Genomic DNA, 26,509 nt, shown 5'->3' with positions numbered 1-26,509 from the left:
GTTATGATGAAATTCTTTCCATGCAACCACTCAGCCAGATTCGACTAACATTCAATCAGGATCGCCCGCAATCTAACGAGGACGACGGCTCCGGTCTGGCGGTACAGGAAGCCAAGCCGATCCTGCAGGCGCCACCGATGTACAAGGTGGTTTTGTTCAACGATGACTACACGCCAATGGATTTCGTCGTCGAAGTGCTCGAGACGTTCTTCAATCTGAACCGCGAGCTGGCGACCAAGATCATGCTGACCGTCCATACCGAAGGGCGGGCAGTGTGCGGATTGTTTACCCGTGACATCGCCGAGACAAAGGCCATGCAGGTCAACCAATACGCCAGGGAAAGCCAGCATCCGCTACTCTGTGAAATCGAGAAGGACGGTTAATCGCCGACCACTTGGGTATGAGGTGAAGCTATGTTAAACCGCGAGCTCGAAGTCACCCTCAATCTGGCCTTCAAGGAGGCTCGTTCGAAGCGTCATGAGTTCATGACCGTCGAGCACCTGCTGCTAGCACTCCTTGACAATGAGGCCGCCGCGACCGTTCTGCGCGCCTGTGGCGCCAATCTCGACAAGCTCAAGCACGACCTGCAAGAGTTCATCGATTCCACCACGCCGCTGATCCCTGTCCATGACGAGGACCGCGAGACTCAGCCGACCCTGGGCTTCCAGCGTGTGCTCCAGCGTGCCGTGTTCCATGTGCAGAGCTCCGGCAAGCGCGAAGTCACCGGCGCCAACGTGCTGGTGGCGATCTTCAGCGAGCAGGAAAGCCAGGCCGTGTTTCTGCTCAAGCAGCAGAGCGTTGCACGCATCGACGTGGTCAACTACATCGCCCATGGCATCTCCAAGGTGCCGGGCCACGGCTCGCACAGCGAAAACGATCAGGACATGCAGGACGAGGAGGGCGGCGAATCCGCTTCCTCGAGCAATCCGCTGGATGCTTATGCCAGCAACCTGAACGAACTGGCCCGTCTGGGCCGCATCGATCCGCTGGTGGGGCGTGAGCAGGAGGTCGAGCGCGTCGCGCAGATTCTTGCTCGTCGGCGCAAGAACAACCCGCTGCTGGTCGGCGAGGCTGGCGTGGGCAAGACGGCCATTGCCGAAGGTCTGGCCAAGCGCATCGTGGACGGCCAAGTACCGGATCTGCTGGCCCAGAGCGTGGTGTATTCCCTGGACCTTGGCGCATTGCTGGCCGGTACCAAGTACCGCGGCGATTTCGAGAAGCGCTTCAAGGCGTTGCTCGGTGAGCTGCGCAAGCGTCCGCAGGCCATTCTGTTCATCGACGAGATCCACACCATCATCGGTGCAGGTGCTGCATCCGGCGGCGTGATGGATGCCTCCAACCTGCTCAAGCCGCTGCTGTCGTCGGGCGACATCCGCTGCATCGGCTCGACCACTTTCCAGGAATTCCGTGGCATTTTCGAGAAGGACCGCGCCTTGGCGCGGCGCTTCCAGAAGGTCGACGTCACCGAACCGTCGGTCGAAGATACCGTGGGCATCCTGCGGGGCCTGAAGGGCCGCTTCGAGAGCCATCACAACATCGAGTACAGCGACGAAGCCTTGCGCGCCGCCGCCGAACTCGCTGCGCGCTATATCAATGACCGGCACATGCCGGACAAGGCCATTGACGTGATCGACGAGGCGGGTGCCTATCAGCGCCTGCAGCCAGAGGGCAGTCGCGTCAAGCGCATCGATGTGCCTCAGGTCGAGGACATCGTCGCCAAGATCGCGCGGATCCCGCCCAAGCATGTCACCAGCTCCGACAAGGAGCTGCTGCGCAACCTCGAGCGCGATCTCAAGCTCACCGTGTTTGGTCAGGATGCCGCCATCGATTCGCTGGCCACTGCCATCAAGCTGTCCCGTGCCGGGCTCAAGTCGCCGGACAAGCCGGTTGGCTCGTTCCTGTTCGCAGGCCCCACGGGTGTGGGCAAGACCGAGGCGGCCCGTCAGCTGGCCAAGGCGCTTGGGGTGGAGCTGGTGCGCTTCGACATGTCCGAGTACATGGAGCGGCATACCGTATCGCGTCTGATCGGTGCGCCTCCTGGCTATGTCGGGTTCGACCAGGGTGGTCTGCTGACCGAAGCGATCACCAAGCAGCCGCATTGTGTGCTGTTGCTCGATGAGATCGAGAAGGCCCACCCGGAAGTCTTCAACCTGCTGCTGCAGGTGATGGATCACGGAACCCTGACCGATAACAATGGGCGCAAGGCGGACTTCCGCAACGTGATCCTGATCATGACCACCAACGCCGGTGCTGAAACTGCCGCGCGGGCCTCGATCGGGTTCACTCAGCAGGACCACACGTCCGACGCTATGGAGGTGATCCGCAAGAGCTTCACGCCGGAGTTCCGCAACCGTCTGGACACCATCATCCAGTTCGGCCGCCTGAGCCACGAAACCATCAAGAGCATCGTCGACAAGTTCCTCATCGAGCTGCAGGCGCAGCTGGAAGACAAGCGCGTGCTGCTGGAAGTCAGTGATGATGCCCGCGGTTGGCTGGCGGCTTCTGGTTATGACGTGCAGATGGGGGCGCGGCCGATGGCGCGGCTCATCCAGGACAAGATCAAGCGGCCGCTGGCTGAAGAGATCCTGTTCGGCGAGCTCTCCGAGCATGGCGGCGTGGTGCATGTCGACCTGCGTGATGGCGAGCTGGTGTTCGACTTCGAGACCACGGCTGAGGTTGCATGAGGTCTGGGCTGCTTGCAGCCCCTTTCGCGACATTAAGGCTTTTCCTGTGGGAGTGGCCTTCTGTCGCCAAAACAGCAGAAAGCGACCTTCTGCATTCGAGTGAGCACAAAAAAAGCCCGGCACATTGGCCGGGCTTTTTATTGGCTGAGACTCATCGGGCGCGATAGGTGATGCGGCCCTTGCTCAGGTCATATGGCGTCAGTTCGACGCGGACCTTGTCGCCAGTGAGAATGCGGATGTAGTTCTTGCGCATCTTTCCGGAGATGTGCGCGGTTACGACGTGCCCGTTTTCCAACTCCACGCGGAACATGGTGTTGGGCAGGGTGTCGACGACAGTACCTTCCATTTCGAAGCTGTCTTCTTTCGACATGCAGTAAAGCCCTCGGTATCCAGTGAATGGCCCGATACGCAACTGCACCGGGCAAAAAAGTGGCGTGGATTATGCCCGAAAACTGTGTTTCAAGCCAATGCTTTCAATTGAGGGTAACCCAGCGCTGGTTGATCAGCAGTTCAATGGGCCGGTACTGGGTCTTGTAGTTCATTTTCTTGCAGTTTTTGATCCAGTAGCCGAGGTAGACCGCATCGAGGTTTTGCCGCAGGGCTTCTGTGATCTGCCAGAGGATGGCATAGCGCCCCAGGCTGCGGCGCTCTTGCTCGGGCTCATAGAAGGTGTAGACCGCCGACAGGCCGTTGGGCAACAGATCGCTCACGGCCACTGCCATCAGTTTGCCTTCCAGGCGGAACTCATAGAACCAGCAGAACGGCAGGTCGCGCACCAGGAAGGTGGAGAACTGGTCACGGCTGGGTGGATACATGTCGCCATCGGCATGGCGTTGCTCGATGTAGCGGCGGTACAGGTCGAAATATTCTTCGCGAAACGCCGGGCGGGCGGCGGTGACGGTCAGATCGGCGTTGCGTTTGAGGATGCGCCGTTGCTGGCGGTTGGGGATGAAGCGCGCAGCCGGAATGCGCGCGGGTACGCATGCGTTGCAGTTCTGGCAATGTGGGCGGTAAAGGTGATCGCCACTGCGGCGAAAGCCCATTTCCGACAGGTCGGCATACACATGCACGTCCATCGGTTGGCTGGGATCCAGGAACAGCGTAGTGGCCTGCTCCTCTGGCAGATAGCTGCAGGAGTGGGGTTGAGTGGCATAGAACTTCAACCGCGCCAGCTCTGTCATGATCAACCCCTCGGTAAGACTTTGACTTAAGTGTAAGCCAGCTGGCAGAACTCGCCTAGCGAGCCCAGGTCGCCGTGCTTGGGGTGTCGAGATAGCGTGCCAGGTGCTCTGCAAAGCGGGCCCGGCTGATGGCGCGCGCGCCGAGGCTGTGCAGGTGGTTGGTCGGCATCTGGCAGTCGATCAGCACGAATCCGGCGGCTTTGAGGTGCTCGACCAGGGCTACGAAGCCGACCTTGGACGCATTGTCGGCGCGGCTGAACATTGACTCGCCGAAAAATAGTCGGCCCATGGCCAGGCCATATAGCCCGCCCACCAGTTGACCATCGCGGCGCACCTCGACCGAGTGGGCGATGCCACGTCGGTGCAGTTCGCAATAGGCCGCCTGCATGTTGTCGGTGATCCAGGTGCCGTCGGCATAATCGCGTGGCTCGGCGCAGGCGGCGATGACGGCGGGGAAGTCGGTGTCGAAGCTGACCTGGTAATGGCCTTGGCGGATGAACTTGGCCAATGAGCGCGATACGTGCAGCTCGTCCGGGAAAAGCACGGTGCGAGGGTCCGGTGACCACCACAGGATCGGTTGGCCATCCTGGTACCACGGGAAGCAGCCATGGCGATAAGCTTGCACCAAACGCTCCGGCGTCAGGTCGCCGCCTGCGGCCAGCAGGCCGTTGGGGTCGTGCAGGGCTTTTTCCAGGGGCGGGAAGGTCAACGAGTCGCGGGTCAGCCAGGTGAGCATGGTCTTTCGGCGGTGGGGGAGGGGAGGGCAACCAGCATGGCGCGCTGTTGGTTTGAGGTCAATGTGTGGCCTTGTGGTGTCAGCCGTTGGCGCGTCTGGGGTGCAGGCTGGCACTTTGCGAGGTAATTTCCTGCCCATTCAGGCGTCCATCGGCACCATCCGGCACATTTGCTGTCATACCTGTGCAAAAACACAGCATAAGCCTTTGTCACGAAAGAAAATGCGTGCTCAAATTGCACCCATAGGAAATCCGCGCCGCTCCAGCCTCACCTGGCGTGCCGCCATGGCGGCTGGCGGGCAGTAATGTTAAAAGTAGTGGTTCATTGACCGGACACCAGGTCGATCACTACTGGACGCGCAGCAAGCGCAGGAATAGACGCGTTTTGAAGAAATCCACCGCAACCCCGCCCCCTTTGCCCGTGCCCCTGTGGCGACAGCAGTTGCATTACCGCCTCAAGGAAGGTGCGCTGATCGCTGTCGGCGCCCTGTGCCTGTACCTGTGGATGGCACTGCTGACCTACGACACGTCGGACCCGGGCTTCAGTCACACCAGCAATGCCGAACAGGTGCAGAACGCCGCTGGCCGCGCCGGTGCCTACTTTGCCGATATCCTGTTCATGGTGCTGGGCTACTTCGCCTATATCTTCCCGTTGCTGCTGGCGATCAAGACCTGGCAGATCTTCCGCGAGCGTCACCAGCCCTGGCAGTGGAGCGGCTGGCTGTTTTCCTGGCGGTTGATCGGGTTGGTATTCCTGGTGCTGTCGGGCGCGGCGCTGGCGCATATCCATTTCCATCCACCGGCGAGCATGCCGTTCTCTGCCGGTGGTGCCTTGGGCGAGAGCCTGGGCGATCTGGCGCGCAACCTGTTGAACGTGCAGGGCAGCACCTTGATGTTCATCGCCCTGTTCCTGTTCGGCCTGACGGTCTTCACCGACTTGTCCTGGTTCAAGGTGATGGACATTACCGGCAAGATCACGCTCGATCTGTTCGAACTGGTGCAGAGCGCGGCCAACCGTTGGTGGGAAGCGCGCAACGAGCGCAAGCGCCTGGTTGCGCAACTGCGCGAGGTGGATGAGCCGATCCTCGACGTGGCGCCGATGGCCGCCGAAAAGCGCGAGTCGATCAAGACTCAGCCGCGCGAACGCATCAGCGAACGTGACGAAACGCCCGCCCGGCCTGTGCTGCCACGCGAACCTGTGGTGCCACGCGAGCAACCGGTCGCCCCGGTGATCATGCCGCCAACCCCGGTCAAGGCGCCTGAGCCGAGCAAGCGGGTGATGAAGGAGAAGCAGGCACCGCTGTTCGTCGACAGCGCCGTGGAAGGTACCTTGCCGTCAATCTCCATTCTCGACCCGGCCGAGCAGAAGAAGATCGAGTACTCGCCAGAATCCCTGGCCGGTGTCGGCCAATTGCTGGAAATCAAGCTCAAGGAGTTCGGCGTCGAAGTTGCGGTGGACTCGATCCATCCGGGTCCGGTGATCACGCGTTACGAGATCCAGCCGGCCGCCGGCGTGAAGGTCAGCCGCATCGCCAACCTGGCCAAGGACCTGGCGCGTTCGCTGGCAGTGACCAGCGTGCGCGTGGTTGAAGTCATCCCGGGCAAGACCACCGTGGGTATCGAGATCCCCAACGAAAACCGGCAGATGGTGCGTTTCTCCGAGGTGCTGTCCACGCCGCAGTACGACGAGCAAAAGTCGCCGGTCACCCTTGCCCTGGGCCATGACATCGGCGGCAAGCCGGTGATCACCGACCTTGCCAAGATGCCGCACCTGCTGGTGGCCGGTACCACCGGTTCCGGTAAGTCGGTGGGTGTCAACGCCATGATCCTGTCGATCCTGTTCAAATCCAGTCCTGAAGATGCGCGGTTGATCATGATCGACCCGAAGATGCTCGAGTTGTCGATCTACGAGGGTATTCCGCATCTGCTCTGCCCGGTGGTCACCGACATGAAGGACGCCGCCAATGCACTGCGCTGGAGCGTGGCCGAGATGGAGCGGCGCTACAAGCTGATGGCCGCCATGGGCGTGCGGAACCTGGCGGGCTTCAACCGCAAGATCAAGGACGCCCAGGAGGCCGGCGAGGTCATCCACGACCCGCTGTACCGCCGCGAGAGTATGGACGACGAGCCGCCTGCGCTGAAGACGCTGCCGACCATCGTGGTGATCGTCGACGAATTCGCCGACATGATGATGATCGTCGGCAAGAAGGTCGAAGAGCTGATCGCCCGTATCGCCCAGAAAGCGCGGGCCGCCGGTATTCACCTGATTCTTGCCACCCAGCGTCCGTCGGTGGATGTGATCACCGGCCTGATCAAGGCCAACATTCCGACCCGGATGGCGTTCCAGGTGTCCAGCAAGATCGACTCCCGGACCATCATCGACCAGGGTGGTGCCGAGCAGTTGCTCGGTCACGGTGACATGCTCTACATGCCGCCAGGCACCAGCCTGCCGATCCGTGTGCATGGTGCGTTCGTCTCCGACGACGAGGTGCACCGGGTCGTCGAAGCCTGGAAGCTGCGCGGCGCGCCGGACTACAACGACGACATCCTCAACGGCGTCGAGGAAGCCGGTAGCGGCTTCGAGGGCGGCGGCGGTGGCGGCGGCGATGGCGACGATCCGGAAGCCGATGCGTTGTACGACGAAGCCGTGCAGTTCGTACTGGAAAGTCGTCGGGCGTCCATTTCCGCGGTGCAGCGCAAGTTGAAGATCGGCTATAACCGCGCCGCGCGGATGATCGAGGCGATGGAGATGGCCGGTGTGGTCACCCCCATGAACAGCAACGGCTCGCGGGAAGTGATTGCCCCGGGCGGCCCACGCGATTGATGATCACCTTGCCGGACGTCGAAGGCGGCGCCCGGCCCACTCACTGTTCAACGAGGACTCCCATGCGCGCGATTCGCATGCTGTTGGTTTCTGCCCTGGCCCTGGGCGCTGTATCGGCCCAGGCCGATGAGAAGGACGTTGCACGCCTGACCCAGTTGCTGGAGAAGTCGCAGACCATCTCGGCTCGTTTCTCACAACTTACCCTCGATGCCAGCGGCACGAGCTTGCAGGAAACCAGTGGCGAGATGTCCGTCAAGCGCCCAGGCCTGTTCTACTGGCACACTGATGCGCCTCAGGAGCAGGTGGTGGTGTCCGACGGGCAGAAGGTCACCCTGTGGGACCCGGACCTGGAGCAGGCCACCATCAAGAAGCTCGACGTGCGTCTGAACCAGACCCCGGCGCTGTTGCTGTCCGGTGATGTGTCCAAGATCAGCCAGAGCTTCGATATCACCTCCAAGGAGCAAGGCGAAGTCATGGACTTCACCTTGAAACCCAAGACCAAGGACACCTTGTTCGACTCCCTGCGTGTGTCGTTCCGCCGAGGTCTGATCAACGACATGCAACTGGTCGACAGCGTGGGCCAGCGCACCAATATCCTGTTCAACGGGGTCAAGGCCAACGAGGCGATCCCGGCGAGCAAGTTCCAGTTCAAGATCCCGGAAGGCGCCGACGTCATCCAGGAGTAATGAGAGCGCATCATGGACCTGTTTCGAAGCGAACCTGTCGCCCAGCCACTGGCCGCCCGGCTGCGTCCGTCCAACCTGGACGAGTACGTCGGCCAGGAGCACTTGCTGGCGCGTGGCAAGCCGCTGCGTGAGGCGCTGGAACAGGGCGCGCTGCACTCGATGATCTTCTGGGGGCCGCCTGGAGTGGGCAAGACCACCCTGGCGCGGTTGTTGGCGCAGTTCTGCGACGCTCACTTCGAGACGGTGTCGGCGGTGCTGGCCGGGGTCAAGGAGATCCGCCAGGCGGTTGAGGTGGCCAAGCAGCAGGCGGGCCAGTATGGTCGCCGGACCATCCTGTTCGTCGATGAGGTGCACCGCTTCAACAAGTCCCAGCAGGATGCCTTTCTGCCTTATGTGGAAGACGGCACGCTGATCTTCATCGGTGCCACCACCGAGAACCCCTCGTTCGAATTGAACAACGCCTTGCTGTCTCGGGCTCGGGTTTATGTGCTCAAGAGCCTGGACGAAGCGGCCTTGCGCAAGTTGGTCAACCGCGCCCTGACCGAGGAACGCGGCCTTGGTGCACGCCAGCTGAGTGTCGGTGACGAAGCTTTCAAAATGCTGATGGCGGCAGCTGACGGCGATGGCCGGCGGATGCTCAATTTGCTGGAGAACGCTTCGGATCTCGCTGAGGATGGCGGCGAGATCGGCGTCGATCTGTTGCAGAGCTTACTCGGCGACAGCCGGCGTCGCTTTGACAAGGGGGGCGAGGCCTTCTACGACCAGATCTCGGCGTTGCACAAGTCTGTGCGTGGCTCCAATCCCGATGCGGCGTTGTACTGGTATGCGCGTATGCTCGATGGCGGCTGCGATCCGCTGTACATCGCTCGTCGAGTGGTGCGCATGGCCAGCGAGGACATCGGCAACGCCGATCCTCGCGCCTTGAGCCTGTGCCTGGCTGCCTGGGACGTGCAGGAGCGTCTGGGCAGCCCCGAGGGCGAGCTAGCGGTGGCCCAGGCCATTACCTACATCGCCTGTGCGCCGAAGAGCAATGCCGTGTACATGGGCTTCAAGGCTGCCATGCGCGAGGCCGCCGAGCACGGCTCCCTGGAAGTGCCGTTGCACTTGCGCAACGCTCCGACCAAGTTGATGAAACAGCTGGGATATGGCGAGGAATACCGCTACGCCCACGATGAACCCGATGCGTACGCCGCAGGCGAAGACTACTTCCCCGAACAGCTCGAGCCACGCCAGTACTACCAGCCGGTACCCCGGGGCCTGGAGCTCAAGATAGGGGAAAAACTGCGCCACCTGGCCGAGTTGGACCGCACCAGCCCCCGGCAACGGAGAAAGCCATGATCGCTCTCATTGCCGCGGTCAGTGCGGGCGGTATCGCCGGAACCTTGTTGCGCTTTGCCACCAGCAATTGGGTGGCGGCCCACTGGCCACGCCACTTCTATCTCGGTACGCTGGCGGTCAACCTGATCGGCTGCCTGCTGATCGGCCTGCTCTATGGCTTGTTCCTGCACAAGCCGCTGGCGCCGGTCGAGCTGCGCGCCGGGCTGATCGTCGGCTTTCTGGGTGGCCTGACGACTTTTTCTTCTTTCTCGCTCGATACCGTGCGCCTGATGGAAAGTGGGCAAGTTCCGCTGGCCTTGGGCTATACCGGTATTAGCGTAATCGGCGGGCTGCTTGCCACTTGGGCCGGCCTGTCGCTGACCAAATTCTGAACCAACACTCACATAACGAGAGAACGATATGCTCGATTCCAAACTGTTACGCGGCCAACTTCAGGAAGTGGCGGATCGCCTGGCCTCCCGTGGCTTCAGCCTGGATGTCGCGCGCATCGAATCCCTAGAAGAGCGCCGTAAGGCCGTGCAGACCCGTACCGAGCAACTGCAGGCCGAGCGTAACGCTCGTTCCAAGTCGATCGGCCAGGCCAAGGCCAAGGGTGAAGACATCGCGCCGCTGATGGCGGATGTCGAGCGCATGGCTGGCGAGCTGGCCGAGGGCAAGGCAGAGCTGGATGCCATCCAGGCCGAACTCGACGCCATCGTGTTGACCATCCCCAACCTGCCGGACGCCAGCGTTCCGGTCGGCCCGGACGAGGAGGCCAACGTCGAGGTGCGCCGTTGGGGTACCCCGCGTGACTTCGATTTCGAGATCAAGGACCACGTGGCGCTGGGCGAGATCAGCGGCGGCCTGGACTTCGAGACTGCGGCCAAGCTCTCCGGCGCACGCTTTGCCCTGCTGCGTGGCCCGATCGCCCGCATGCACCGCGCCTTGGCCCAGTTCATGATCAACCTGCACACCAGCGAGCACGGCTACGAGGAGGCCTATACCCCGTATCTGGTGCAAGCGCCGGCCCTGCAGGGCACCGGCCAGCTGCCGAAGTTCGAGGAAGACCTGTTCAAGATCGCCCGTGAAGGCGAGGCGGACTTCTACCTGATTCCGACCGCCGAAGTGTCGCTGACCAACATCGTCGCCGGCGAGATCATCGATGCCAAGCAACTGCCGATCAAGTTCGTCGCCCACACTCCGTGCTTCCGCAGCGAAGCCGGTGCTTCGGGGCGCGATACCCGTGGCATGATCCGCCAGCACCAGTTCGACAAGGTCGAGATGGTGCAGATCGTCGAGCCGTCCAAGTCGATGGAAGCGCTCGAAGGCCTGACCGCCAACGCCGAGCGCGTGCTGCAGGCCTTGGAGCTGCCGTACCGTGTCCTGGCCCTGTGCACCGGCGACATGGGCTTTAGCGCGGTGAAGACCTACGATCTGGAAGTCTGGGTGCCGAGCCAGGGCAAGTACCGCGAGATCAGCTCCTGCTCGAACTGCGGCGACTTCCAGGCCCGCCGCATGCAGGCCCGCTGGCGCAATCCGGAGACCGGCAAGCCTGAGCTGGTGCATACCCTCAACGGCTCAGGCCTGGCGGTCGGCCGCACCCTGGTGGCGGTGCTGGAGAACTATCAGCAGGCCGATGGCTCGATTCGCGTGCCGGAAGTGCTCAAGCCCTACATGGGTGGTGTCGAGGTCATCCGCTAAATGGATTACCTGCCGCTGTTCCACAAGCTGCAGGGTGGTCGGGTACTGGTCGTCGGTGGCGGTGAGATCGCCCTGCGCAAGGCGCGTCTGCTGGCCGACGCCGGCGCCGCGCTGCGGGTAGTGGCACCGGAGGTCGACGGCCAGCTGGCCGCGCTGGCCCGCGAGGGTGGCGGTGAGGTCTTGGTGCGCGGTTATCAGCCAGGCGACCTGGTCGGTTGCCGGTTGGTGATCGCCGCCACCGACGACTCCGTGCTCAATGCCCAGGTCTCTGCCGATGCCCAGGCGCGCAGCCTGCCGGTCAACGTGGTGGATGCGCCGGCCCTGTGCACGGTGATCTTCCCTGCGATCGTCGATCGTTCGCCCTTGGTGGTGGCCGTGTCCAGTGGCGGCGATGCGCCGGTGCTGGCGCGGCTTATCCGGGCGCGCCTGGAGGCCTGGATTCCAGCCGCCTATGGCGAGCTGGCCGGTTTGGCCGCGCGTTTTCGCGACAAGGTCAAGGCGTTGTATCCGGACGTCAACCAGCGTCGAGGTTTCTGGGAGGATGTCTTCCAGGGGCCGATCGCCGAACGCCAGTTGGCCGGGCAGGGCAGCGAGGCCGAGCGCCTGTTGCAGGCGAAGGTCGATGGTGCGCCGGTGCAGCAAGGGGGAGAGGTGTATCTGGTCGGTGCCGGCCCGGGTGACCCGGACCTGCTGACCTTCCGTGCCTTGCGCCTGATGCAGCAGGCCGACGTGGTGCTGTATGACCGACTGGTGGCGCCGGCGATCATCGAGATGTGCCGACGTGATGCCGAGCGGATCTACGTTGGCAAGCGCCGCGCCGATCATGCGGTGCCGCAGGAGCAGATCAATCGCCTGCTGGTGGACCTGGCGCGCCAGGGCAAGCGAGTGCTGCGCCTGAAGGGCGGCGACCCGTTCATCTTCGGCCGTGGTGGTGAGGAGATCGAAGAGCTGGCCGAGGAGGGTATCCCGTTTCAGGTGGTACCGGGCATCACCGCGGCCAGTGGTTGCTCAGCTTATGGCGGAATTCCGCTGACCCATCGGGATTATGCCCAGTCGGTGCGCTTCGTCACCGGGCATCTGAAGGATGGCACCAGCAACTTGCCTTGGGATGATCTGGTGGCGCCTGCCCAGACTCTGGTGTTCTACATGGGCCTGGTCGGCCTGCCGACTATCTGCGCCGAACTGATTCGCCATGGCCGCGCGGCCAGTACCCCGGCGGCGTTGGTGCAACAGGGGACCACACGTAACCAGCGGGTATTCACTGGGACCCTGGCGGATCTGCCGGAGCTGGTGGCGCGTCATGAAGTGCATGCGCCGACGCTGGTGATTGTCGGGGAGGTGGTGCGGCTACGCGAGAAGCTGGCGTGGTTCGAAGGATCACAACAAGGGTGACATGATTGGGGCCGCTAAGCGGCCCCAGCTGTTTCAAGCCTGCCAGATGCCTTTGCCCGCCAGTCGCTCGCGGTCATGCGGCTGGTTGAAATCCTGCAGCGGTCCTTTGGGCACGATGCCATTCGGGTTGATGGTCTTGTGGCTCATGTAATAGTGCTTCTGGATGTGCTCCATGTTCACGGTCCCGGCCACGCCCGGCCACTGGTACAGCTCGCGCAGCCAGTTGGACAGGTTCGGGTAGTCGGTCAGGCGACGCAGGTTGCACTTGAAGTGGCCGTGGTACACGGCGTCGAAGCGCACCAGGGTAGTGAACAGACGTACGTCGGCCTCGGTGAGATATTCCCCCGCCAGGTAACGTTGACGGCCCAACAGGGTCTCGAGGTGATCCAGTTCAGCGAACACTTGATCGAACGCCGCCTCGTAGGCCTCTTGGGTGGTGGCGAAGCCTGCACGGTACACGCCGTTGTTCACTGCCGGGTAGATGCGTTCGTTGAGTGCATCGATGGTTGGGCGAAGCGGCTCGGGGTAGAGATCCAGCCGGTTGCCTGTCAGCTCATCGAAGGCGCTGTTGAAAATGCGGATGATCTCTGCCGACTCGTTGTTGACGATGCGCTTTTGCTGTTTGTCCCACAGCACCGGTACCGTCACGCGGCCGGTGTAGTGTGGGTCATCCTGGGTATAGCGCTGGTGGAGGTACTGCAGGTCGTCCAGGTGGTCGCCGGTGGAGCCGTGCTGACGATCGAAGGTCCAGCCATGCTCGCCCATCAGCCAACTCACTACAGAGACATCGATCAGCGGTTCCAGGCCCTTGAGGGCACGGAAGATCAAGGTGCGGTGAGCCCAGGGACAGGCCAGGGAGACGTACAAGTGGTAGCGCCCGGCTTCGGCGGCAGGTAGTTGATTGCGGCGTTGGGCGTTCTCGCGCTGGAATGCGCCGTCCTTGCTGTTCTGATACCACTGGTCATGCCAGCGGCCGTCGATTAAAAGGCCCATGGTGAGCTCCTCGGAACATAGTCGTTTGTCGTTGGAGCTCAGTCTAGGCAACTCTGTTCGAATAAATAGCGCAAAGACTGCAGTGATCAGATCGATTTATTCGATGCTTTTGCGTTGCGCCCAGTAGCTGCGTGCGGTTTCGAAGGCCTGCTCACGGCTTTGGCCAAGCCCACGCAGGGCGATCGCGATGGTCGCCAGCACTGCCAGTTCGCCATAGCTGTCCTCGGCTTCGCCACGCCATACCTTCAACAGGTGCTCAGGTTGCAGGGTGGCTGGCTTGACGTGGCGCTGGGCACTCAGCGCCGGCCATTCTTCGTCCCAGGCTGCGCCGGCGGTGGTGCCATAGAGATGGCTGATCACATCGGGGTTGACCTCGATCTCCCCGCCGTCGCCCTTGATCACCACGGCATGGTCGCCCAGTAGACGGCTCGCCTCGCGATGCACAGCCTGGTAACCGGGATGGAAGATGCTTTGCAGGCCGCAGCGTGCGCCCAGCGGATTGAGCACCCGGGCCAGCGAGTGGATCGGCGAGCGCAGCCCCAAGGTGTTGCGCAGGTCGATCATGCGCTGCAGTTGCGGGGCCCAGTCCTGCAACGGTGCGAAGGCCAGGCAGCGCTCGTCCAGGGCCTGGGCCACGGCGGGCCAGTCACGGCACAGAGGGATGTCCAGCAGGTCAAGCAATTGCTCGGTGTACAGGCGTCCCGCGGTGTGCGCTCCGCCGCCATGCAGGAGAATGCGCACCCCGTTACCCGCCAGGCATTTGACCGCAAGCAGGTACCAAGGCAGGTGGCGCTTCTTGCCGGCGTACGTGGGCCAATCCAGGTCCACGTTGATGGCAGGGGGCTGCAGGTGAGCGCGTAAGGCCTCGGTGAAGCCGGCGAGCTCCTCGGCGCTTTCCTCCTTGTGCCGCAGCAGCATGAGGAAGGCGCCCAGTTGGGTGTCTTCGACCTTGCCCTCGAGCAGCAGAGTCATGGCCGTGCGCGCCTCCTCACGGGTAAGGCCACGGGCGCCGCGCTTGCCTTTGCCGAGGATGCGCACGAATTCAGCGAAGGGATGTTCGGCCGGGGTTTGCAAAGTGAGTGGACGAGCGATGGTCATATGCAGTTGGTCGGCTTTGGCAGGCCCGCCAGCTTGGCGGCGAGTTTGGCGGGAGTGCCGTTGAACAGACGATTGAGGTGCGGACTGTTGCCTTTTTCCGGGCCTAGCTTGAGGGCGGTGTACTTGATCAGCGGGCGGGTGGCCGGTGACAGCTGGAACTCGTCGTAGAACTGGCGCAGCACTTCCAGTACCTCCCAGTGCTCAGGTGTCAGCGCAATGTTCTCGCGTGCGGCCAGCGCCTGGGCGACCTCCGGGGACCACGCTTGCAAGTCGGCCAGAAAGCCGTCCTTGTCCAGGGCGATCTGCTGATCGCCGACAGTGAGGTTGCTCATAGCCAGCTGTTGACCTTGTGGTAGTGCAGTGACAGTTCGACGAAGGCCGGGTAGTCCACGGGCTTGGCCAGCGCGCTGTCGATGGCGCGGGCCTGCAAATCCTCGGCGAGCGCGTAAAGGCGGTTACCCACGGCGGCAGCTTCGAGCTTGAGCCTAGGCTCACTGCCGGCGCGCAGGGCATAAACAGCATCGCCGCACAGTAGCAGTGCGTCATCCGCGCCCAGCAGGCGCAGGCAGCTGTCCAGGCGATTGTCGCCGAAGGGCGAATGACTGATTACATGCAAAGTCGTCATCAGAGCGTTACCACCTGGTCGAAACGGGCAATCAGGGCGGTCAGGGCTGCGCTATCCAGCACCTCGACCGGCAGCTCCAGCGCATCCCCCGCCAGGCCGCGCTCGGCCAGGCTGTGGCCGCAGGCGAACAGCTCCTCGACACCGAACATCGGCAGCGCCTGGAGATTGGCGGCGAGATTTTTCTGTTGCAGTGCGCCTGGCTGCTGGCCGGGGGCGAGTTGGAATACGCCATCATCGAGAAAGAGCATGCCCAGGGGCAAATCGAAGGCGCCGCCGGCCAGGGCGATATCCAGGGCCTCACGGGCGCTGGGGCCGTTCCAGGGCGCCTGGCGGCTGATGATCAACAGGGATTTGGCCATCTCAATCACCTCCGAAGCAGACCAGGCGGTCGGCCACTTGTGCCGCCTCATGCAACTGGCCGAGGCCCGACAGCTCCCAAGGGGCCGGCAGGTTTACGGCCGGGCGCTGGTAGCGGTTGGCTTCGCTCTCATCCAGTACGCCTCGACGCAGGGCTGCGGCGATGCAGACTACGGCATCCAGCTGATGGTTATCGATGAAGGTGCGCCATTGGGCAGCAACGTCCAGTTCATCTTGGGGGGCAACGATATTGGCCGAGGCGCTGTGTACCCCGTCCTGGTAGAAGAACAGCCGGGCAATCTCGTGCCCAGCGGCCAGCACTGCCTCAGCGAAGCGCAGGGCGCGACGCGAGGAGGGCGCATGGGCCGGGGAAAAAACCGCGATGGCGAATTTCATGGAAAGCTCGTGCAAAGGAATGGGGCCATGATAAAGCAAAAAAGCCCGCACCTGTCGGCGCGGGCTTTTCGGGCCAACGGTAGTATGCGTCAGGCCTGGCCCTTGCTCTCTGGCAGGAACCAGTTCAGCACCAGGGCGCAGATGCCGCCGGTGGCCACGCCCGACTCCAGCACGTTGCGCAGCGCCGCCGGCATGTGCGCCAGGAACTCCGGCACCTGTGCCACGCCCAGGCCCAGGGCCAGGGATACCGAGATGATGAGCAGTGCCCGACGGTCCAGGCGGGTGCTGGCCAGGATGTTGATACCCGACGCTGCTACCGCGCCGAACATCACCATGGCTGCGCCACCGAGCACTGGTTCAGGCACTGCCTGGATCACACCGGCAACGCTGGGGAACAGGCCCAGCAGCACCAGCATAATGGCAATCCACACACCGATATGGCGACTGGCGATGCCGGTCAGCTGAATGACGCCGTTGTTCTGCGCAAAGATCGAGCTTGGGAAGGTGTTGAACACACCGGCCAGCAGCGAGTTGGCACCGTTGACCAGCACGCCACCCTTGATGCGCTGCATCCACAGCGGGCCTTCGACCGGCTGGCGCGAGACTTTGCTGGTGGCCGTGACGTCACCGATGGCTTCCAGCGAAGTCACCAGATAGATCACCAGCATCGGAATGAACAGGGCCCACGAGAAGCTCAGGCCAAAGTGCAGCGGCATCGGCACTTGGAACAGCGCGGCTTCATGCATGCCGGTGAAGTCCAGGCGGCCGAGGTAGCCGGCCAGGGCATAGCCCACGGCGAGGGCGATGACGATGGCGCAGCTGCGCATCCACACCACCGGAATGCGGTTGAGGATCACGATGATCGCCAGCACAACGCCCGACAGCAGCAGGTTCTCGCCGTTTGCGAAAGTGCCGTTGCCCATGGCGGTGAAGCCGCCTCCCATGCTGATCAGGCCCACCTTGATCAGCGTAAGGCCGATCATCAGCACCACGATGCCGGTCACCAGAGGGGTGATCAGGCGTTTGACGAACGGGAGGATGCGTGACACGCCCATCTCCACGAAGGAGCCGGCGATCACCACGCCGAAAATTGCAGCCATCACGCTCTCTACCGGGGTGCCCTGCTTGACCATCAGCGCACCACCTGCGATCAGCGGCCCAACGAAGTTGAAGCTGGTGCCCTGCACGATCAACAGCCCAGCGCCAAACGGCCCGAAGCGTTTGCACTGGACGAAGGTCGCGATACCGGAAATCACCAGCGACATGGAGACGATCAGGTTGGTATCACGCGGGGAAACCCCCAAAGCTTGGCAGATCAGCAGGCCAGGAGTGACGATCGGGACGATGATCGCCAGCAGGTGCTGAAGTGCAGCCAGCAGGCCGATCAACGGCCTTGGCTTGTCCTCTAGACCGAGGACCAGTTCATTGGCAGGCGCCGCCGCGCCCGGCCCGTGTTCGATGGAACTCATGGGAAGCTGCCCAAGGATGAAAAAAGGAGCGCATTCTACGGGGCAAGACTGGATTGGGGTAGGGGGAAATGCGTGAAGGCGGCCGTACCTGAGGCCTGACAGGTTATAGCAGGATGACGCGTTGTCCATGTATTCGCAGGGCACTAGGGCTGGCTGGCCCCGCGGTGGGGTGTGCAGGAACTCGAAAGTCACCCATAAAAAAGCCCGCCGAAGCGGGCTCTTTTTAAGTAGCAGGGCTATCAGTCGTCACGGCCCATGATGCCGAACAGCTGCAACAGGCTGACGAACAGGTTGTAGATCGATACATACAGGCTGATGGTCGCCATGATGTAGTTGCGCTCACCACCGTGGATGATCGCACTCGTCTGGAACAGGATGCAGACCGACGAGAACAGCACGAAGCCCGCGCTGATCGCCAGTTGCAGGCCGCTGATCTGGAAGAAGAAGCTGGCCACGACAGCGCCCAGCAGCACGAAGAAGCCAGCGGTGATGAAGCCGCTGAGGAAGCTCATGTCCTTACGGGTGACCAGCACGTAGGCCGACAGACCACCGAATACGAGGGCGGTCATCGCGAAGGCCGAGCTCACCACTTCGGCGCCGCCGCTCATGCCCAGATAACGGTTGAGGATCGGGCCGAGGATGAAACCCATGAAGCCGGTGAGTGCGAAGGTGGAGACCAGACCCCAGACCGAATCACGCAGCTTGGCGGTGAGGAAGAACAGACCGTAGAAACCGATCAGTACCACGAACACGTTCGGGTAACCGACTCGCATCTGTTGGGCCACGAATGCCATGACGCCGCTGAAGGCGAGGGTAAGCGCCAGCAGACTGTATGTGTTGCGCAGGACGCGGCTGACTTCCTGCTGCTCGGCCTGCTGGCCGTGGTGGACGGCATAATCCTGTTCGCGCATGGCGACACTCCTGTGGTGTGAATCTGTGGTTTCGAAACGAATGGTTGCAATGAGGATACCAGAGCAGCTGCAAGCCGCGACACAGAGAGTTTGACAGCTTGTTTCATTACGGTATGATTGCGGCCGCAAAATTGATCCTGGAAGCGTGGCCGAGTGGTTTAAGGCAACGGTCTTGAAAACCGTCGATGGGCAACTATCCTAGAGTTCGAATCTCTACGCTTCCGCCACTTCTAAAGCCCTGATTATTCAGGGCTTTTTGCGTTTTTGGAGCATAGAAAACCTACCCATACGAATGGGCTTGGTAATGGTTTGATTTGTCAGCGCTGACAATACTTTGGCTATTTGGTGGGTTTCGCCAAGGCTCCAACTCGGCGATATACGCGCTCGGTGATGTCGCCTTTGGTGTGGCCCAGCAGAAGGCTGGCGTGATCGACGTCGGTGATTTCCGAAGCCGCTTTTGGGCGGATGTCGCGGAACTGGAACTGGCTGATTCGGCCTGCCAGCACATGGTCGCCGGCAGCGACTGCCTCCTTAACCGCTTCCTCCCTGGCGTCGTCCCAGCGGTGGCGAAGCATCGGCGCCGTAACCCGCTTTCCGTTTTCGGTCAGAAGCAGGTACGGCGAGCTATGCGGCCTGTTCCGCTCCAGTATCTTCCTGATGAGCGCGCCCAGGCTGCTCTCCACACCATCCACTTCGAGCATGATCCGCAGCTTCTTGTGGGTCTTCTTCTGCTTCACGCCAAGGGCATTGCCTTCGATGTCATCCCTTCTCATCACCAGCACGTCCGCCGGCCGCTGGCCTGTCAAATACGCCAAGTCCATGGCGTCCTTCAATTCGTCCACCGCTTTGGCGTAAACCGCATTCCAGATGGCATCGTTTGCGTAGAAGTCCCTCGGCAACTCCTTGTTCTTGCGAACACCTTGGCATGGGTTTTCGTTGGTCGTAAGGCCCCATTCCCGGGCGATGTTGAAGATGTGGGAGAGGGTAGCGATCTCCCGATTCGCCCGGACCGGGGCCGTTCTCGCATCGCGGTACTTCGCTACGTGAGCTGGAGTGATTCCGTCAATTGGCGCTTTTTCGAAGTAGTTGCGCAGCTGGCGTATCTCGGCCAGGTTGTCCTTCTGCGTGCGAGGCGCCTTTTTCGGGATGATGTCGCGTATGTACCGGTCAAAGATTGCTCCCATGATGACCAGGTCCTTTGGCTTTTCCTTCGCTTCCAACTCGGCCCACTTCAGTCTGGCCAGGTTCAGGTCGTTGCCTAGAGGTATCGGTTTGCCGGACTTGTCCAGGTAGAAATAGCTGATCCATTCCTTGTGCGGGTTCTTCTTGCTCTTGCTGGTGCGCTTGCGTCGGTACATGCCGGGCGGCAGATCCCTGTTCTCGGTCTTCCTTGGGCGCATTTCACCTCACCTTCGAAATATCTGGTGTCCACGCGGGGATAGTTGGAGGGGGCGGTGCCAATGGCACGACTTCGAGGGTCACGCCAAGCTTCATACGGGCGTACTGGCGGCCCACCAGGGGGCGTCCGCCACGGCTCTCGACAAAGTGCCAGCCGCGTTCATTGAGCCAGCGGCGCTGCCAGCCCCTGGCCTTGTAACCGGTCAGGTCGGCCAACTCTTCGTCCGAAAGGATCTCGGTTTCCATGGAATGGTCTCCAAGGCCGCCGGTGGCGGCAGGTTGGGCTATGGATAATTCATCGGCTCGCGGGTAATCTCCGGCTTCTTTTCCAGAGCCAGGGGGCCGCATGTCGAATGGAGTCAAATGGTGTGCAGCCATCCTGCTCAGTCTTCTAGTGGCAGGCTGCGGTAGCCAACGTTTGAGTTATGCGCCGTCTGCTGCACATTTCAGTGATCGCCAGCAGGCTGCCGAGGTGGTCGAGCAGGCATTTTTTGAGGATTACGGAAAGAAATTCCGACCTCAGTCTGTTTTGATCACGGACAAGGTCATCATTTTGTCAGACGGCGTGATTTCAGAGGCTTCGGGTTTTGCTTCTGCTGCTCCTCTTGGCGCGGGGGCTATCGCTGCCGGCAGCACCAGAAGTGTTACAAAAGACGCCAATAGGCGTATCTACCTGAATTCCATCGACAATATCTCTATCTACCAGAAGCGAGCGAGGTCTAGCCGCTTCACGGTGATTATTCGCGGGCATGATGGTAGGGAGCTCGGCTCGATCCGGACCGGAAGCCTAGAGCGCGCACAGCGATTCAGCGATGCGTTGGTTTACCTGAAAACCATCAAGCCGTGACCGCCATCTAGGTATGTCGGCGGGCTTGAGTAGTTGGGGGAGGGGTTATTTGCTGTACTGGTTGCGGATACGACGGGCGACGGCTCGCAGTTCGCCGTCCATCTCGAACATCTCATTGTTGTCCCGGCGCGAGACGACCCCGGACCTGGTGACGTTGCGGCCACCCAGAATCCAGGCAGCCAGTAGGATCAGCGCCGATTCCAACTGACGCCGTAGCCAGCCCGTATGCGGGATCATGGCATCAGCTCCTTCGGCACCTGGACGGTATCGCCGAGCTTGGCGGAAACGATGGCGCGGCAGGCGGCGACCAGAGCGGTGTCACCCGGCTGGCAAAACTCGCCTTTGTCAGTGATTACCCAAGCTGCCCAAACATCGTCGGTGCTCTGCGGGCAATGGAGGCTGACCATGTTTTTCTCGATCAGCAGCCCTCCCAGCGCCCAGTCCTCGTGCGGGTTGTAGAGCACATCCCACTGCAGTGCCTGGCCGCGCTTCTTCCAGAACACCCGCCACGGCACGTGGTACTGAGGTCCTACCAGGAAGACCTCAAGCCCTTCGGCCTGGGCAACGGCCCAGTCGAGCGCGTGGCCGGTGAGGTCTGCCGTCTTCACTTCGATCAGGTCGGTCATGGCTGCACCTCGGCGTTGTAGCGCTTGTAGTCCTCGCCGAACTCCCAGCAGTAGGTCGCCGGCCATGCGCCACGGGTACCCTGTGGCACGATGTTGTACATGCGGTCGTAGGTGCCGTGACCCGGAGTTGTCTTGATCCAGACATGCTCAGGGCCACCCAGGCACCAGCCAGGGTGATCCGCAACGGCAGCCTTCATGAACTCTTCTAGGTTGTGGTGTCCCTTGCTCATGCAGATGTAGGTGTCTTCGCCGACGCTACGCACATCAAGCGGATAGGTTTTGGATGGCATCGTTCTGCACCCTTTCGAAGTAGAAGACGACCTCGGCCCCGGTCTCGGCGATCAAGCCGTAGGCCTTGGCCAGGCGGTAGATGGGGTGGTAGTGGTTGAGGCTGTTGACGTGACCGGCCAGCCAGCGGCGCCAGTCCTCCAGCTGCATGCGGTGCTTGCTCAGATTGCAGGGCACGCAGGCCGGCATCATGTTGGCCATGTTGTGATTGGCTGGCCGAAGGGCCGGGACCGTCTTCGCCGCTTCGCCAGTGTTGCGGACGACTGGCTCGAAATGGTCGGCGTGCCAGCGCTCGCCCAAGGCGTTGCCGCAGTAGGCGCAGCGGCCGCCGTATTTCAGGCGGATCTGCTCACGCTCAGCTTTCTTCAGGCGCACGGGTGCTCCTTGGCCGCCATATCGCGGCAGTGAATAGAGGGGAGAGGAGTGAAATTGGGTGGGGCGTAAAAATATGGGTATTTATTCGTCGTTCCGATGTTTTGGTCGCCTGACTGAGCCTTCTTTCCAGTTGCTAGTTAAATCTTAAATGACAAGGCCAGCAGAGAGGCTGATCGACCCTGCTGGCTTGCGGATTTTGCAGTGTGTAATTGGATAACTATAAGCGTGGGCACTCGACAAAGTTGGTTGTCTCGCTCGCGCTACTACCGTTAATTGTAGCTTTCGCGGAGAGGCAGTATATAGATGACCCTGACAAATATGATCGTTCACTGAATGTGCAAATTGATGTCCCATTGCATCCATGCGTTGCTCTTCCAGTGTTTTTGTACCTTATGTACATCGAAATGTCATCAGCAGAAATTGCTGGGCCTGGCCTTTCGCAGGTGCCACTTGTTGTGGATACTTCTGCGTAATTTTCAATGTAAATAAAGTAGTCATGAGATTTGTAAGAGAATGTCATGCAAAAAGATTGGTTGTATTGGTCAATTCTTGGGTCGTCAGGAGGCCATTCAAAGTCTCCCGGTCTTTCGGGAAGTATAAAATCTAGTTTTTTTGTTTCAGTGGACGAGCATCCTGCAACAAGTAGTGATATTAGAGCTAATGTTACGTGCCATGACATGATTCCTGATCTCCATGAACTGTGCAGTTAGGGTATTTGCAAGGTAGAGACTAGTTTCCTTTTGCCACCATGCTAGTGTTGCCTATCGGGAGAAGATACCGAGCTGTGCAAAAGTCTTCGATTGCTTCCCGTTTCGTCGATGTTACGCGCCTAAACTCAGCCCATGTGGTGGGTCGATGACCAACGAGTTGTCAGCTATGACCTTCATCGCCTCGATGCAGTCGCCGTGGTGAGCCGCCTTCGTCATTTGGTCAACGCCGAAGCGCTCAGCCAGTTGGGCGTCGATCTGCTCGTGCCATGCCTGTTTGATCAGCGCTGTCGCTGTCTTGATGTGCTCGACGCGGATCATTGCCTGGCTGCGAATTTCCAGGCTGTACATGAGATCTCACCATCGCTAGGGTAGGTCGCGGTGAACGTGTGCCGATAAGTGTTGCTGGGGTTTTCTGTGGGCATGGGGATACCTCGTAGCGCTCGACTACAATTTATCGAGGAAAGTTCTCGAGGTCGTATGAACAGCGAGTTTCGGTGTCAGAACGAGGCGTGTGCTGCAACGTTCAAAGGAAGGATCATTCAGGAAACCGGCTCGGACGATCTGTTCGTGATCTGTCCTGAATGCGGCGCCAAGCATATCGCGGTCGAGAAGCTTGGGCTTCCTGGTGGTCCGGATACATATCGCTTCAGATTGGTCGATGGGCCGTCGGATGGTGGCGGTTAGGCTGCTTTGAGTAGCGCCTCGATTACTCGCTGACCAGCCAGTGGCGGTACCGCGTTACCCGCCATGTGCATGGTCAGCCGGTGGTTGTCCGGGCGCAGAGTGTCGGCCGGGAATGTCATCGCGGCCAAGGCCTCGTCGGCGCTGAGCATCCGCATACGGTCTCCGTCGACCAGGGCCCATCGGTCCAGGGTGGTAATGGTGCCGATCGGCCGGTTGATGTCGCGCCCGGTGAGGCCGGAACCTTTGCCGTAGTAGGGCATGATGAAGCGGTCCCCGAAGCGCTGGCGCCCGTTGCGGACCCGGTCGAGTGTGGCCTGGGCGCGTCTTGGTTTCTCGATCTGCGACCAGCGCCCGGCGCCGAAGTCGAGGAAGCTGGCTGCCGGCACATGCCGCTCCTGCGGTAACTGCAGCATCAGCGGCGCCTTGCTGCGCGTCAGGACCATGAACAGGCGCACCCGGTGCTGTGGCACGCCGAGGTCGGCGCAGTCCACGATATGGGGCGCGGCCTGATACCCCAGCGCTTGGATTGCTTGAAGCCAGGCCGGGTAGAGCACCCAGTCGGTGAACTCCGGCACGTTCTCGATCACCGCCGCTTGTGGCCGGTGGAACTCAAGGGCCGATACCGGCGCCCATGCCGTCGAGCGCGAGGCGTCATGCTCGGGGTTGCCCGACTTCTTGCCGCGAGCCTTGGCGTGCCCCTGGCAGCAGGGCGAAGCCAGCAGGATGTCGTGCGCCGGCACCTGCTCCCAGCGCGCCTGGTGCAAATCCTGGCAGACGTGCTGCGTCTCGGGGTGGTTGGCGCTGTGCCATTCAACGGCCACCGGCCAGTGGTTTGCCGCCCAGAGAACCTGGACGCCTGCGGCGCGCGCGCCGGTGCTCCATCCGCCGAGGCCGGCGAACAGGTCGATTGCTGTGGTCATGGGGATGCCTAGCCTTTTGGCCTATGGAAGTTTTCGCATGCGAAAGTTTTCGGTTGGGGGCCTCCCCGCGGTGCGAACGCGAGGAGGTGGAGGGAGTTACCCGCTGCAGCTGCCGATCAGGCCGACGACAGTGAACAGGACCGCGATAATGAAATAGTTAAATGGCATGGTTATCTCCAAAAATTGATGTGTGTGAGTCGGGAATGCCTTCTCAATATCAATAGTGGGTACCAACTGCCCCAAAAATGGATTTCCGTGTCAGGCGTGGGCGATGATGTCGGCCTCGGCCAGCTCGCAGAAGAAGGAGCAGGCGGGCAGCTTCTCGTTGCGGCGCACTGGGCCATCGCCCAAGTCGCGAAGTGAGAAGCGCACATTGGTGGTGCGGTTGCGGAAGAGGTATGAGCCTTCACCCAAGTCATCTTGGATTGCGCACAGCGCCTCGTACTGCTCTGGGAAGTCCTGACGGATCGCCCGGAAGTAACCTTCGCCGCCCTTCACGCAGCCGATGCAATTGGCGTTGTCGTAGCCCATGCGGTACATCAGCGGAAGCTCGATGCCTGCGCGCAGCAAGATGGCCTTGCAGTCGTCCTTGCCCAGGCCGCGGTCTATCAGCGGGGCCATAACTGGGCGATCTGGATTTCGCTCTCTGAAATCCTCCAGCCGATCGGCCTCCTCGGCGGTGTAGCCGAACACCATCACGTCACCCGGCTGCTTCCACGTGTCGAGCAGCCGCCTCTTGAGGATCTTGGTGCACGGTGCACCGGTACGGCCTTTCATATAGCGTTCGCGGCGGAATACCTCATGAGCGTCGGCACCGTACTTCTCGTCACGCAGGACGGTGATCGGCTGACCGAATCACGCTTCACAGTCCTGGGCGAACCGGCGATTGTCCTCATACTCGTTGGCCAGGAAGGCGTTGATGATCTGCACGTCGTGCGTGCTGCCGTACTCGGCCAGGGCCAGCTTGGTGGCCACCGCCGAAGCGTCGCCGCAACTGAACTGGCAGACGATTCGATTGGACATGGGCGTTCCTCGCCGGGGTGGCGTGATTCGTTTAAGTGGGGTATTGAGAGACCAGCGATAGCCCTAGGAGAGCGTTGATGGATACATTTTGGATACCGCTGGTGCTGGCCATTTTGGGTACGGCGGTGGGCGCTTACTTCGCCATCATTCGAACCAAAAGGGAGAAGCTCTGGAGCGAGCGATATGAGCGAATAGGCTCGGCTCTCAAGAAGGCAGATCTAATCAATAGGTTCCTTGACAGTGAAGTCAATGGAGAGCATCAGATACATGGGCTCACGCAGCATGAAAAGGACCAGCTTGATAGAAATTGGCCTGTAACTCGGTACGAGTTGGCATCCGACATCACAATGCTGGAGATGCTATTCACCGAGAAAGAGTTCGCGGAGACTTCTCAAAGCTGGTTTGGCCTTCAAAAGAAGCTATTCGAGCTGATAGAGGAGTCTTCGTCACACGATGCTCACGAATATGTTTCCGCTGCTCGACCTCACGCTGAAGACCTGCAGCGCGCACTCATCAAACTATCGAGGAAGAAATGCCTGAGCTGGTTCTGATCATGCCAACTAACTCCGGTCTTGGCTTCGCCGGGTCGGCGTTATCGTTGAATAGGGGAAGGCGCTGGCGGGCAGCGCCGGAGTGTCAGGCGGAGTAGAGACGCTCGAAGTCGTTGGCCGGCAGATTGGGCCTGGCGCGGAACTCCTTGAGTGCCGCCTTGTAGCTCGCCTTGGCTTCCTTCATGGTCGGAGCCCACTGGCCGGCAACCTCAAGCGTCTCGTAGGGTGACCAGCTCGCGAAGTTGTAGTGGCGACGATACTGGCGGTACACGCTGCCACGGGGGTAACGAACCATGCGGTATTCCCGCGCGCCCCACTCACCGCGCTGCTGGTACTGCGGCATGTTGATGCCGAGAAAGTGGGCGAAGCCGTCATAGCATTCGCACTCGTCGAGGTAGGCATCGAACTTGGTGCGCTTGGCTGGCGGAGGGATCGGTGGGAGCTTGTCGAGGGCGAACTGCTTGCCCTCGTCTGTGGCGCGATACACCACCTCGTCCTGAGAGCAGAAGGCCGGTGGCTTGCCGCAGGTCATCAGACCGGCAGCCACCAGCACATCCAGGTTGTTCGCGTCGTCGTAGCCTGGGCTGGTCAGGAAGTAGTTACGGCTGATACTGCGGCGGTCAGAGCGCTCGGTGCACAGGCCCAGGGTGTGCCAGAGCAGGCCGAGCTGCTTTTCGGTGGCTTCGATCATGGCTTTCTCCATGCATGCGCCGCCCTCC

At 61.2% G+C, this 26,509-nt stretch carries 33 protein-coding genes and 1 tRNA gene; 12 read left to right on the top strand and 22 right to left on the bottom strand.

From position 1 onward, the window contains the following. The first annotated feature begins 20 nt into the window (after positions 1–20). Both clpS and clpA read left to right on the top strand, forming a co-directional pair. Positions 21–383, top strand: coding sequence for an ATP-dependent Clp protease adapter ClpS (gene clpS, locus HMPREF3173_RS09285; protein WP_043212233.1), 363 nt, complete (start codon positions 21–23; stop codon positions 381–383). A gap of 30 nt (positions 384–413) precedes the next feature. Then, the gene (clpA, locus tag HMPREF3173_RS09280) at positions 414–2,684 is read left to right on the top strand and encodes an ATP-dependent Clp protease ATP-binding subunit ClpA (RefSeq protein ID WP_043212236.1); all 2,271 of its coding nucleotides are present in this window, start codon (positions 414–416) and stop codon (positions 2,682–2,684) included. A gap of 151 nt (positions 2,685–2,835) precedes the next feature. Here the strand turns inward: clpA and infA are convergent, their stop codons facing one another. The 3 genes from infA to aat all read right to left on the bottom strand — a co-directional run bounded on the left by infA (position 2,836) and on the right by aat (position 4,601). Continuing rightward, positions 2,836–3,054, bottom strand: coding sequence for a translation initiation factor IF-1 (infA, locus tag HMPREF3173_RS09275; RefSeq protein ID WP_002553999.1), 219 nt, complete (start codon positions 3,052–3,054; stop codon positions 2,836–2,838). 103 nt (positions 3,055–3,157) lie between these two features. After that, positions 3,158–3,865 (bottom strand): arginyltransferase, encoded by a 708-nt coding sequence (locus tag HMPREF3173_RS09270; protein WP_043212238.1) that lies wholly within the window; start codon positions 3,863–3,865, stop codon positions 3,158–3,160. A 55-nt stretch (positions 3,866–3,920) separates the two neighbouring features. Next, entirely contained in the window at positions 3,921–4,601 is a 681-nt protein-coding gene (aat, locus tag HMPREF3173_RS09265; RefSeq protein WP_070572555.1) for a leucyl/phenylalanyl-tRNA--protein transferase, read from the bottom strand. 323 nt (positions 4,602–4,924) lie between these two features. On the opposite strand from aat, the gene HMPREF3173_RS09260 reads away from it, so the two are divergent. The 6 genes from HMPREF3173_RS09260 to cysG all read left to right on the top strand — a co-directional run bounded on the left by HMPREF3173_RS09260 (position 4,925) and on the right by cysG (position 12,519). Then, positions 4,925–7,423, top strand: coding sequence for a DNA translocase FtsK (locus HMPREF3173_RS09260; RefSeq protein ID WP_371906666.1), 2,499 nt, complete (start codon positions 4,925–4,927; stop codon positions 7,421–7,423). Between the two features lie 62 nt (positions 7,424–7,485). Further along, on the top strand, positions 7,486–8,109 hold the full coding sequence (gene lolA / locus HMPREF3173_RS09255; protein WP_043212241.1) for an outer membrane lipoprotein periplasmic chaperone LolA: 624 nt from the start codon (positions 7,486–7,488) through the stop codon (positions 8,107–8,109). A 12-nt stretch (positions 8,110–8,121) separates the two neighbouring features. Beyond that, positions 8,122–9,447, top strand: a complete 1,326-nt coding sequence (locus HMPREF3173_RS09250) for a replication-associated recombination protein A (RefSeq protein WP_070572551.1) — start codon at positions 8,122–8,124, stop codon at positions 9,445–9,447. Next, positions 9,444–9,818, top strand: coding sequence for a fluoride efflux transporter CrcB (crcB, locus tag HMPREF3173_RS09245; RefSeq protein WP_070572549.1), 375 nt, complete (start codon positions 9,444–9,446; stop codon positions 9,816–9,818). The genes HMPREF3173_RS09250 and crcB overlap by 4 nt, the downstream gene beginning before the upstream one ends. A gap of 28 nt (positions 9,819–9,846) precedes the next feature. Beyond that, positions 9,847–11,127, top strand: a complete 1,281-nt coding sequence (serS, locus tag HMPREF3173_RS09240; RefSeq protein ID WP_043212249.1) for a serine--tRNA ligase — start codon at positions 9,847–9,849, stop codon at positions 11,125–11,127. Then, complete coding sequence (gene cysG / locus HMPREF3173_RS09235; protein ID WP_070572547.1) at positions 11,128–12,519, top strand: siroheme synthase CysG; 1,392 nt, start codon at positions 11,128–11,130, stop codon at positions 12,517–12,519. 33 nt (positions 12,520–12,552) lie between these two features. Here cysG and HMPREF3173_RS09230 read toward each other — a convergent pair whose 3' ends face one another. The 8 genes from HMPREF3173_RS09230 to HMPREF3173_RS09195 form a co-directional block, all read right to left on the bottom strand. Beyond that, positions 12,553–13,512, bottom strand: coding sequence for a glutathione S-transferase family protein (locus HMPREF3173_RS09230; protein WP_070572545.1), 960 nt, complete (start codon positions 13,510–13,512; stop codon positions 12,553–12,555). 96 nt (positions 13,513–13,608) lie between these two features. Beyond that, a complete protein-coding gene (locus HMPREF3173_RS09225) occupies positions 13,609–14,610 on the bottom strand; it encodes a glycosyl transferase family protein (RefSeq protein ID WP_070572543.1) in 1,002 nt (333 codons plus the stop codon). Further along, entirely contained in the window at positions 14,607–14,942 is a 336-nt protein-coding gene (locus tag HMPREF3173_RS09220; protein WP_043212258.1) for a TusE/DsrC/DsvC family sulfur relay protein, read from the bottom strand. Before HMPREF3173_RS09220 ends, HMPREF3173_RS09225 begins: the two co-directional genes overlap by 4 nt. Then, complete coding sequence (tusB, locus tag HMPREF3173_RS09215) at positions 14,939–15,235, bottom strand: sulfurtransferase complex subunit TusB (protein WP_070572540.1); 297 nt, start codon at positions 15,233–15,235, stop codon at positions 14,939–14,941. Before tusB ends, HMPREF3173_RS09220 begins: the two co-directional genes overlap by 4 nt. Further along, a complete protein-coding gene (gene tusC, locus HMPREF3173_RS09210) occupies positions 15,235–15,594 on the bottom strand; it encodes a sulfurtransferase complex subunit TusC (RefSeq protein WP_070572538.1) in 360 nt (119 codons plus the stop codon). The genes tusB and tusC overlap by 1 nt, the downstream gene beginning before the upstream one ends. 1 nt (position 15,595) lies before the next feature. Continuing rightward, complete coding sequence (gene tusD / locus HMPREF3173_RS09205) at positions 15,596–15,988, bottom strand: sulfurtransferase complex subunit TusD (protein WP_070572535.1); 393 nt, start codon at positions 15,986–15,988, stop codon at positions 15,596–15,598. Between the two features lie 89 nt (positions 15,989–16,077). Next, a complete protein-coding gene (locus tag HMPREF3173_RS09200) occupies positions 16,078–17,457 on the bottom strand; it encodes a nucleobase:cation symporter-2 family protein (RefSeq protein WP_070572533.1) in 1,380 nt (459 codons plus the stop codon). 239 nt (positions 17,458–17,696) lie between these two features. Then, entirely contained in the window at positions 17,697–18,368 is a 672-nt protein-coding gene (locus HMPREF3173_RS09195) for a Bax inhibitor-1/YccA family protein (RefSeq protein WP_043212266.1), read from the bottom strand. Positions 18,369–18,507: 139 nt separating this feature from the next. On the opposite strand from HMPREF3173_RS09195, the gene HMPREF3173_RS09190 reads away from it, so the two are divergent. Continuing rightward, positions 18,508–18,595 (top strand) — tRNA-Ser (locus tag HMPREF3173_RS09190). 111 nt (positions 18,596–18,706) lie between these two features. Here HMPREF3173_RS09190 and HMPREF3173_RS09185 read toward each other — a convergent pair. Continuing rightward, positions 18,707–19,768 carry a tyrosine-type recombinase/integrase gene (locus tag HMPREF3173_RS09185; protein ID WP_070572531.1) on the bottom strand — a complete coding sequence of 354 codons (1,062 nt, stop codon included), beginning with the start codon at positions 19,766–19,768 and terminating at the stop codon, positions 18,707–18,709. A 1-nt stretch (position 19,769) separates the two neighbouring features. Then, on the bottom strand, positions 19,770–20,012 hold the full coding sequence (locus HMPREF3173_RS09180) for a DUF4224 domain-containing protein (RefSeq protein WP_070572529.1): 243 nt from the start codon (positions 20,010–20,012) through the stop codon (positions 19,770–19,772). Positions 20,013–20,112: 100 nt separating this feature from the next. Between HMPREF3173_RS09180 and HMPREF3173_RS09175 the strand changes: the two genes are divergently transcribed. Next, positions 20,113–20,613, top strand: coding sequence for a hypothetical protein (locus HMPREF3173_RS09175; RefSeq protein WP_070572527.1), 501 nt, complete (start codon positions 20,113–20,115; stop codon positions 20,611–20,613). A gap of 45 nt (positions 20,614–20,658) precedes the next feature. On the opposite strand, the gene HMPREF3173_RS09170 is transcribed toward HMPREF3173_RS09175, so the two are convergent. From HMPREF3173_RS09170 to HMPREF3173_RS09150, 5 genes are all read right to left on the bottom strand, one after another. Continuing rightward, positions 20,659–20,850: a hypothetical protein gene (locus tag HMPREF3173_RS09170; RefSeq protein ID WP_070572525.1), complete on the bottom strand. Its 192-nt coding sequence runs from the start codon at positions 20,848–20,850 to the stop codon at positions 20,659–20,661. After that, complete coding sequence (locus HMPREF3173_RS09165; RefSeq protein ID WP_070572523.1) at positions 20,847–21,239, bottom strand: DUF2591 domain-containing protein; 393 nt, start codon at positions 21,237–21,239, stop codon at positions 20,847–20,849. Before HMPREF3173_RS09165 ends, HMPREF3173_RS09170 begins: the two co-directional genes overlap by 4 nt. Then, the gene (locus HMPREF3173_RS09160) at positions 21,236–21,529 is read right to left on the bottom strand and encodes a hypothetical protein (RefSeq protein WP_054912489.1); all 294 of its coding nucleotides are present in this window, start codon (positions 21,527–21,529) and stop codon (positions 21,236–21,238) included. Before HMPREF3173_RS09160 ends, HMPREF3173_RS09165 begins: the two co-directional genes overlap by 4 nt. Then, complete coding sequence (locus HMPREF3173_RS09155; protein WP_070572521.1) at positions 21,504–21,902, bottom strand: HNH endonuclease; 399 nt, start codon at positions 21,900–21,902, stop codon at positions 21,504–21,506. The genes HMPREF3173_RS09160 and HMPREF3173_RS09155 overlap by 26 nt, the downstream gene beginning before the upstream one ends. 821 nt (positions 21,903–22,723) lie before the next feature. Further along, positions 22,724–22,960 carry a hypothetical protein gene (locus HMPREF3173_RS09150; RefSeq protein WP_256544211.1) on the bottom strand — a complete coding sequence of 79 codons (237 nt, stop codon included), beginning with the start codon at positions 22,958–22,960 and terminating at the stop codon, positions 22,724–22,726. 129 nt (positions 22,961–23,089) lie between these two features. Here HMPREF3173_RS09150 and HMPREF3173_RS09145 point away from each other — a divergent pair, with 129 nt between their 5' ends. Further along, positions 23,090–23,296 (top strand): hypothetical protein, encoded by a 207-nt coding sequence (locus HMPREF3173_RS09145; RefSeq protein ID WP_070572519.1) that lies wholly within the window; start codon positions 23,090–23,092, stop codon positions 23,294–23,296. On the opposite strand, the gene HMPREF3173_RS09140 is transcribed toward HMPREF3173_RS09145, so the two are convergent. From HMPREF3173_RS09140 to HMPREF3173_RS24905, 3 genes are all read right to left on the bottom strand, one after another. Then, entirely contained in the window at positions 23,293–24,216 is a 924-nt protein-coding gene (locus HMPREF3173_RS09140) for a DNA cytosine methyltransferase (RefSeq protein WP_070572517.1), read from the bottom strand. The genes HMPREF3173_RS09145 and HMPREF3173_RS09140 overlap by 4 nt on opposite strands. 258 nt (positions 24,217–24,474) lie before the next feature. Next, positions 24,475–24,993: a hypothetical protein gene (locus tag HMPREF3173_RS09135; protein WP_256544210.1), complete on the bottom strand. Its 519-nt coding sequence runs from the start codon at positions 24,991–24,993 to the stop codon at positions 24,475–24,477. Positions 24,994–25,071: 78 nt separating this feature from the next. Beyond that, complete coding sequence (locus HMPREF3173_RS24905) at positions 25,072–25,239, bottom strand: hypothetical protein (protein WP_256544209.1); 168 nt, start codon at positions 25,237–25,239, stop codon at positions 25,072–25,074. 77 nt (positions 25,240–25,316) lie between these two features. On the opposite strand from HMPREF3173_RS24905, the gene HMPREF3173_RS09130 reads away from it, so the two are divergent. After that, positions 25,317–25,790 (top strand): hypothetical protein, encoded by a 474-nt coding sequence (locus HMPREF3173_RS09130; protein ID WP_070572515.1) that lies wholly within the window; start codon positions 25,317–25,319, stop codon positions 25,788–25,790. An 85-nt stretch (positions 25,791–25,875) separates the two neighbouring features. On the opposite strand, the gene HMPREF3173_RS09125 is transcribed toward HMPREF3173_RS09130, so the two are convergent. Continuing rightward, entirely contained in the window at positions 25,876–26,481 is a 606-nt protein-coding gene (locus HMPREF3173_RS09125; RefSeq protein WP_083299974.1) for a hypothetical protein, read from the bottom strand. Positions 26,482–26,509: the final 28 nt, after the last annotated feature.

It is taken from the genome of Pseudomonas sp. HMSC08G10 (assembly GCF_001808425.1).
Classification (GTDB): domain Bacteria; phylum Pseudomonadota; class Gammaproteobacteria; order Pseudomonadales; family Pseudomonadaceae; genus Aquipseudomonas; species Aquipseudomonas guariconensis.
The sequence above is the reverse complement of the archived record's forward strand: the minus strand, read 5'-3'. Positions and strand labels throughout refer to the sequence as shown.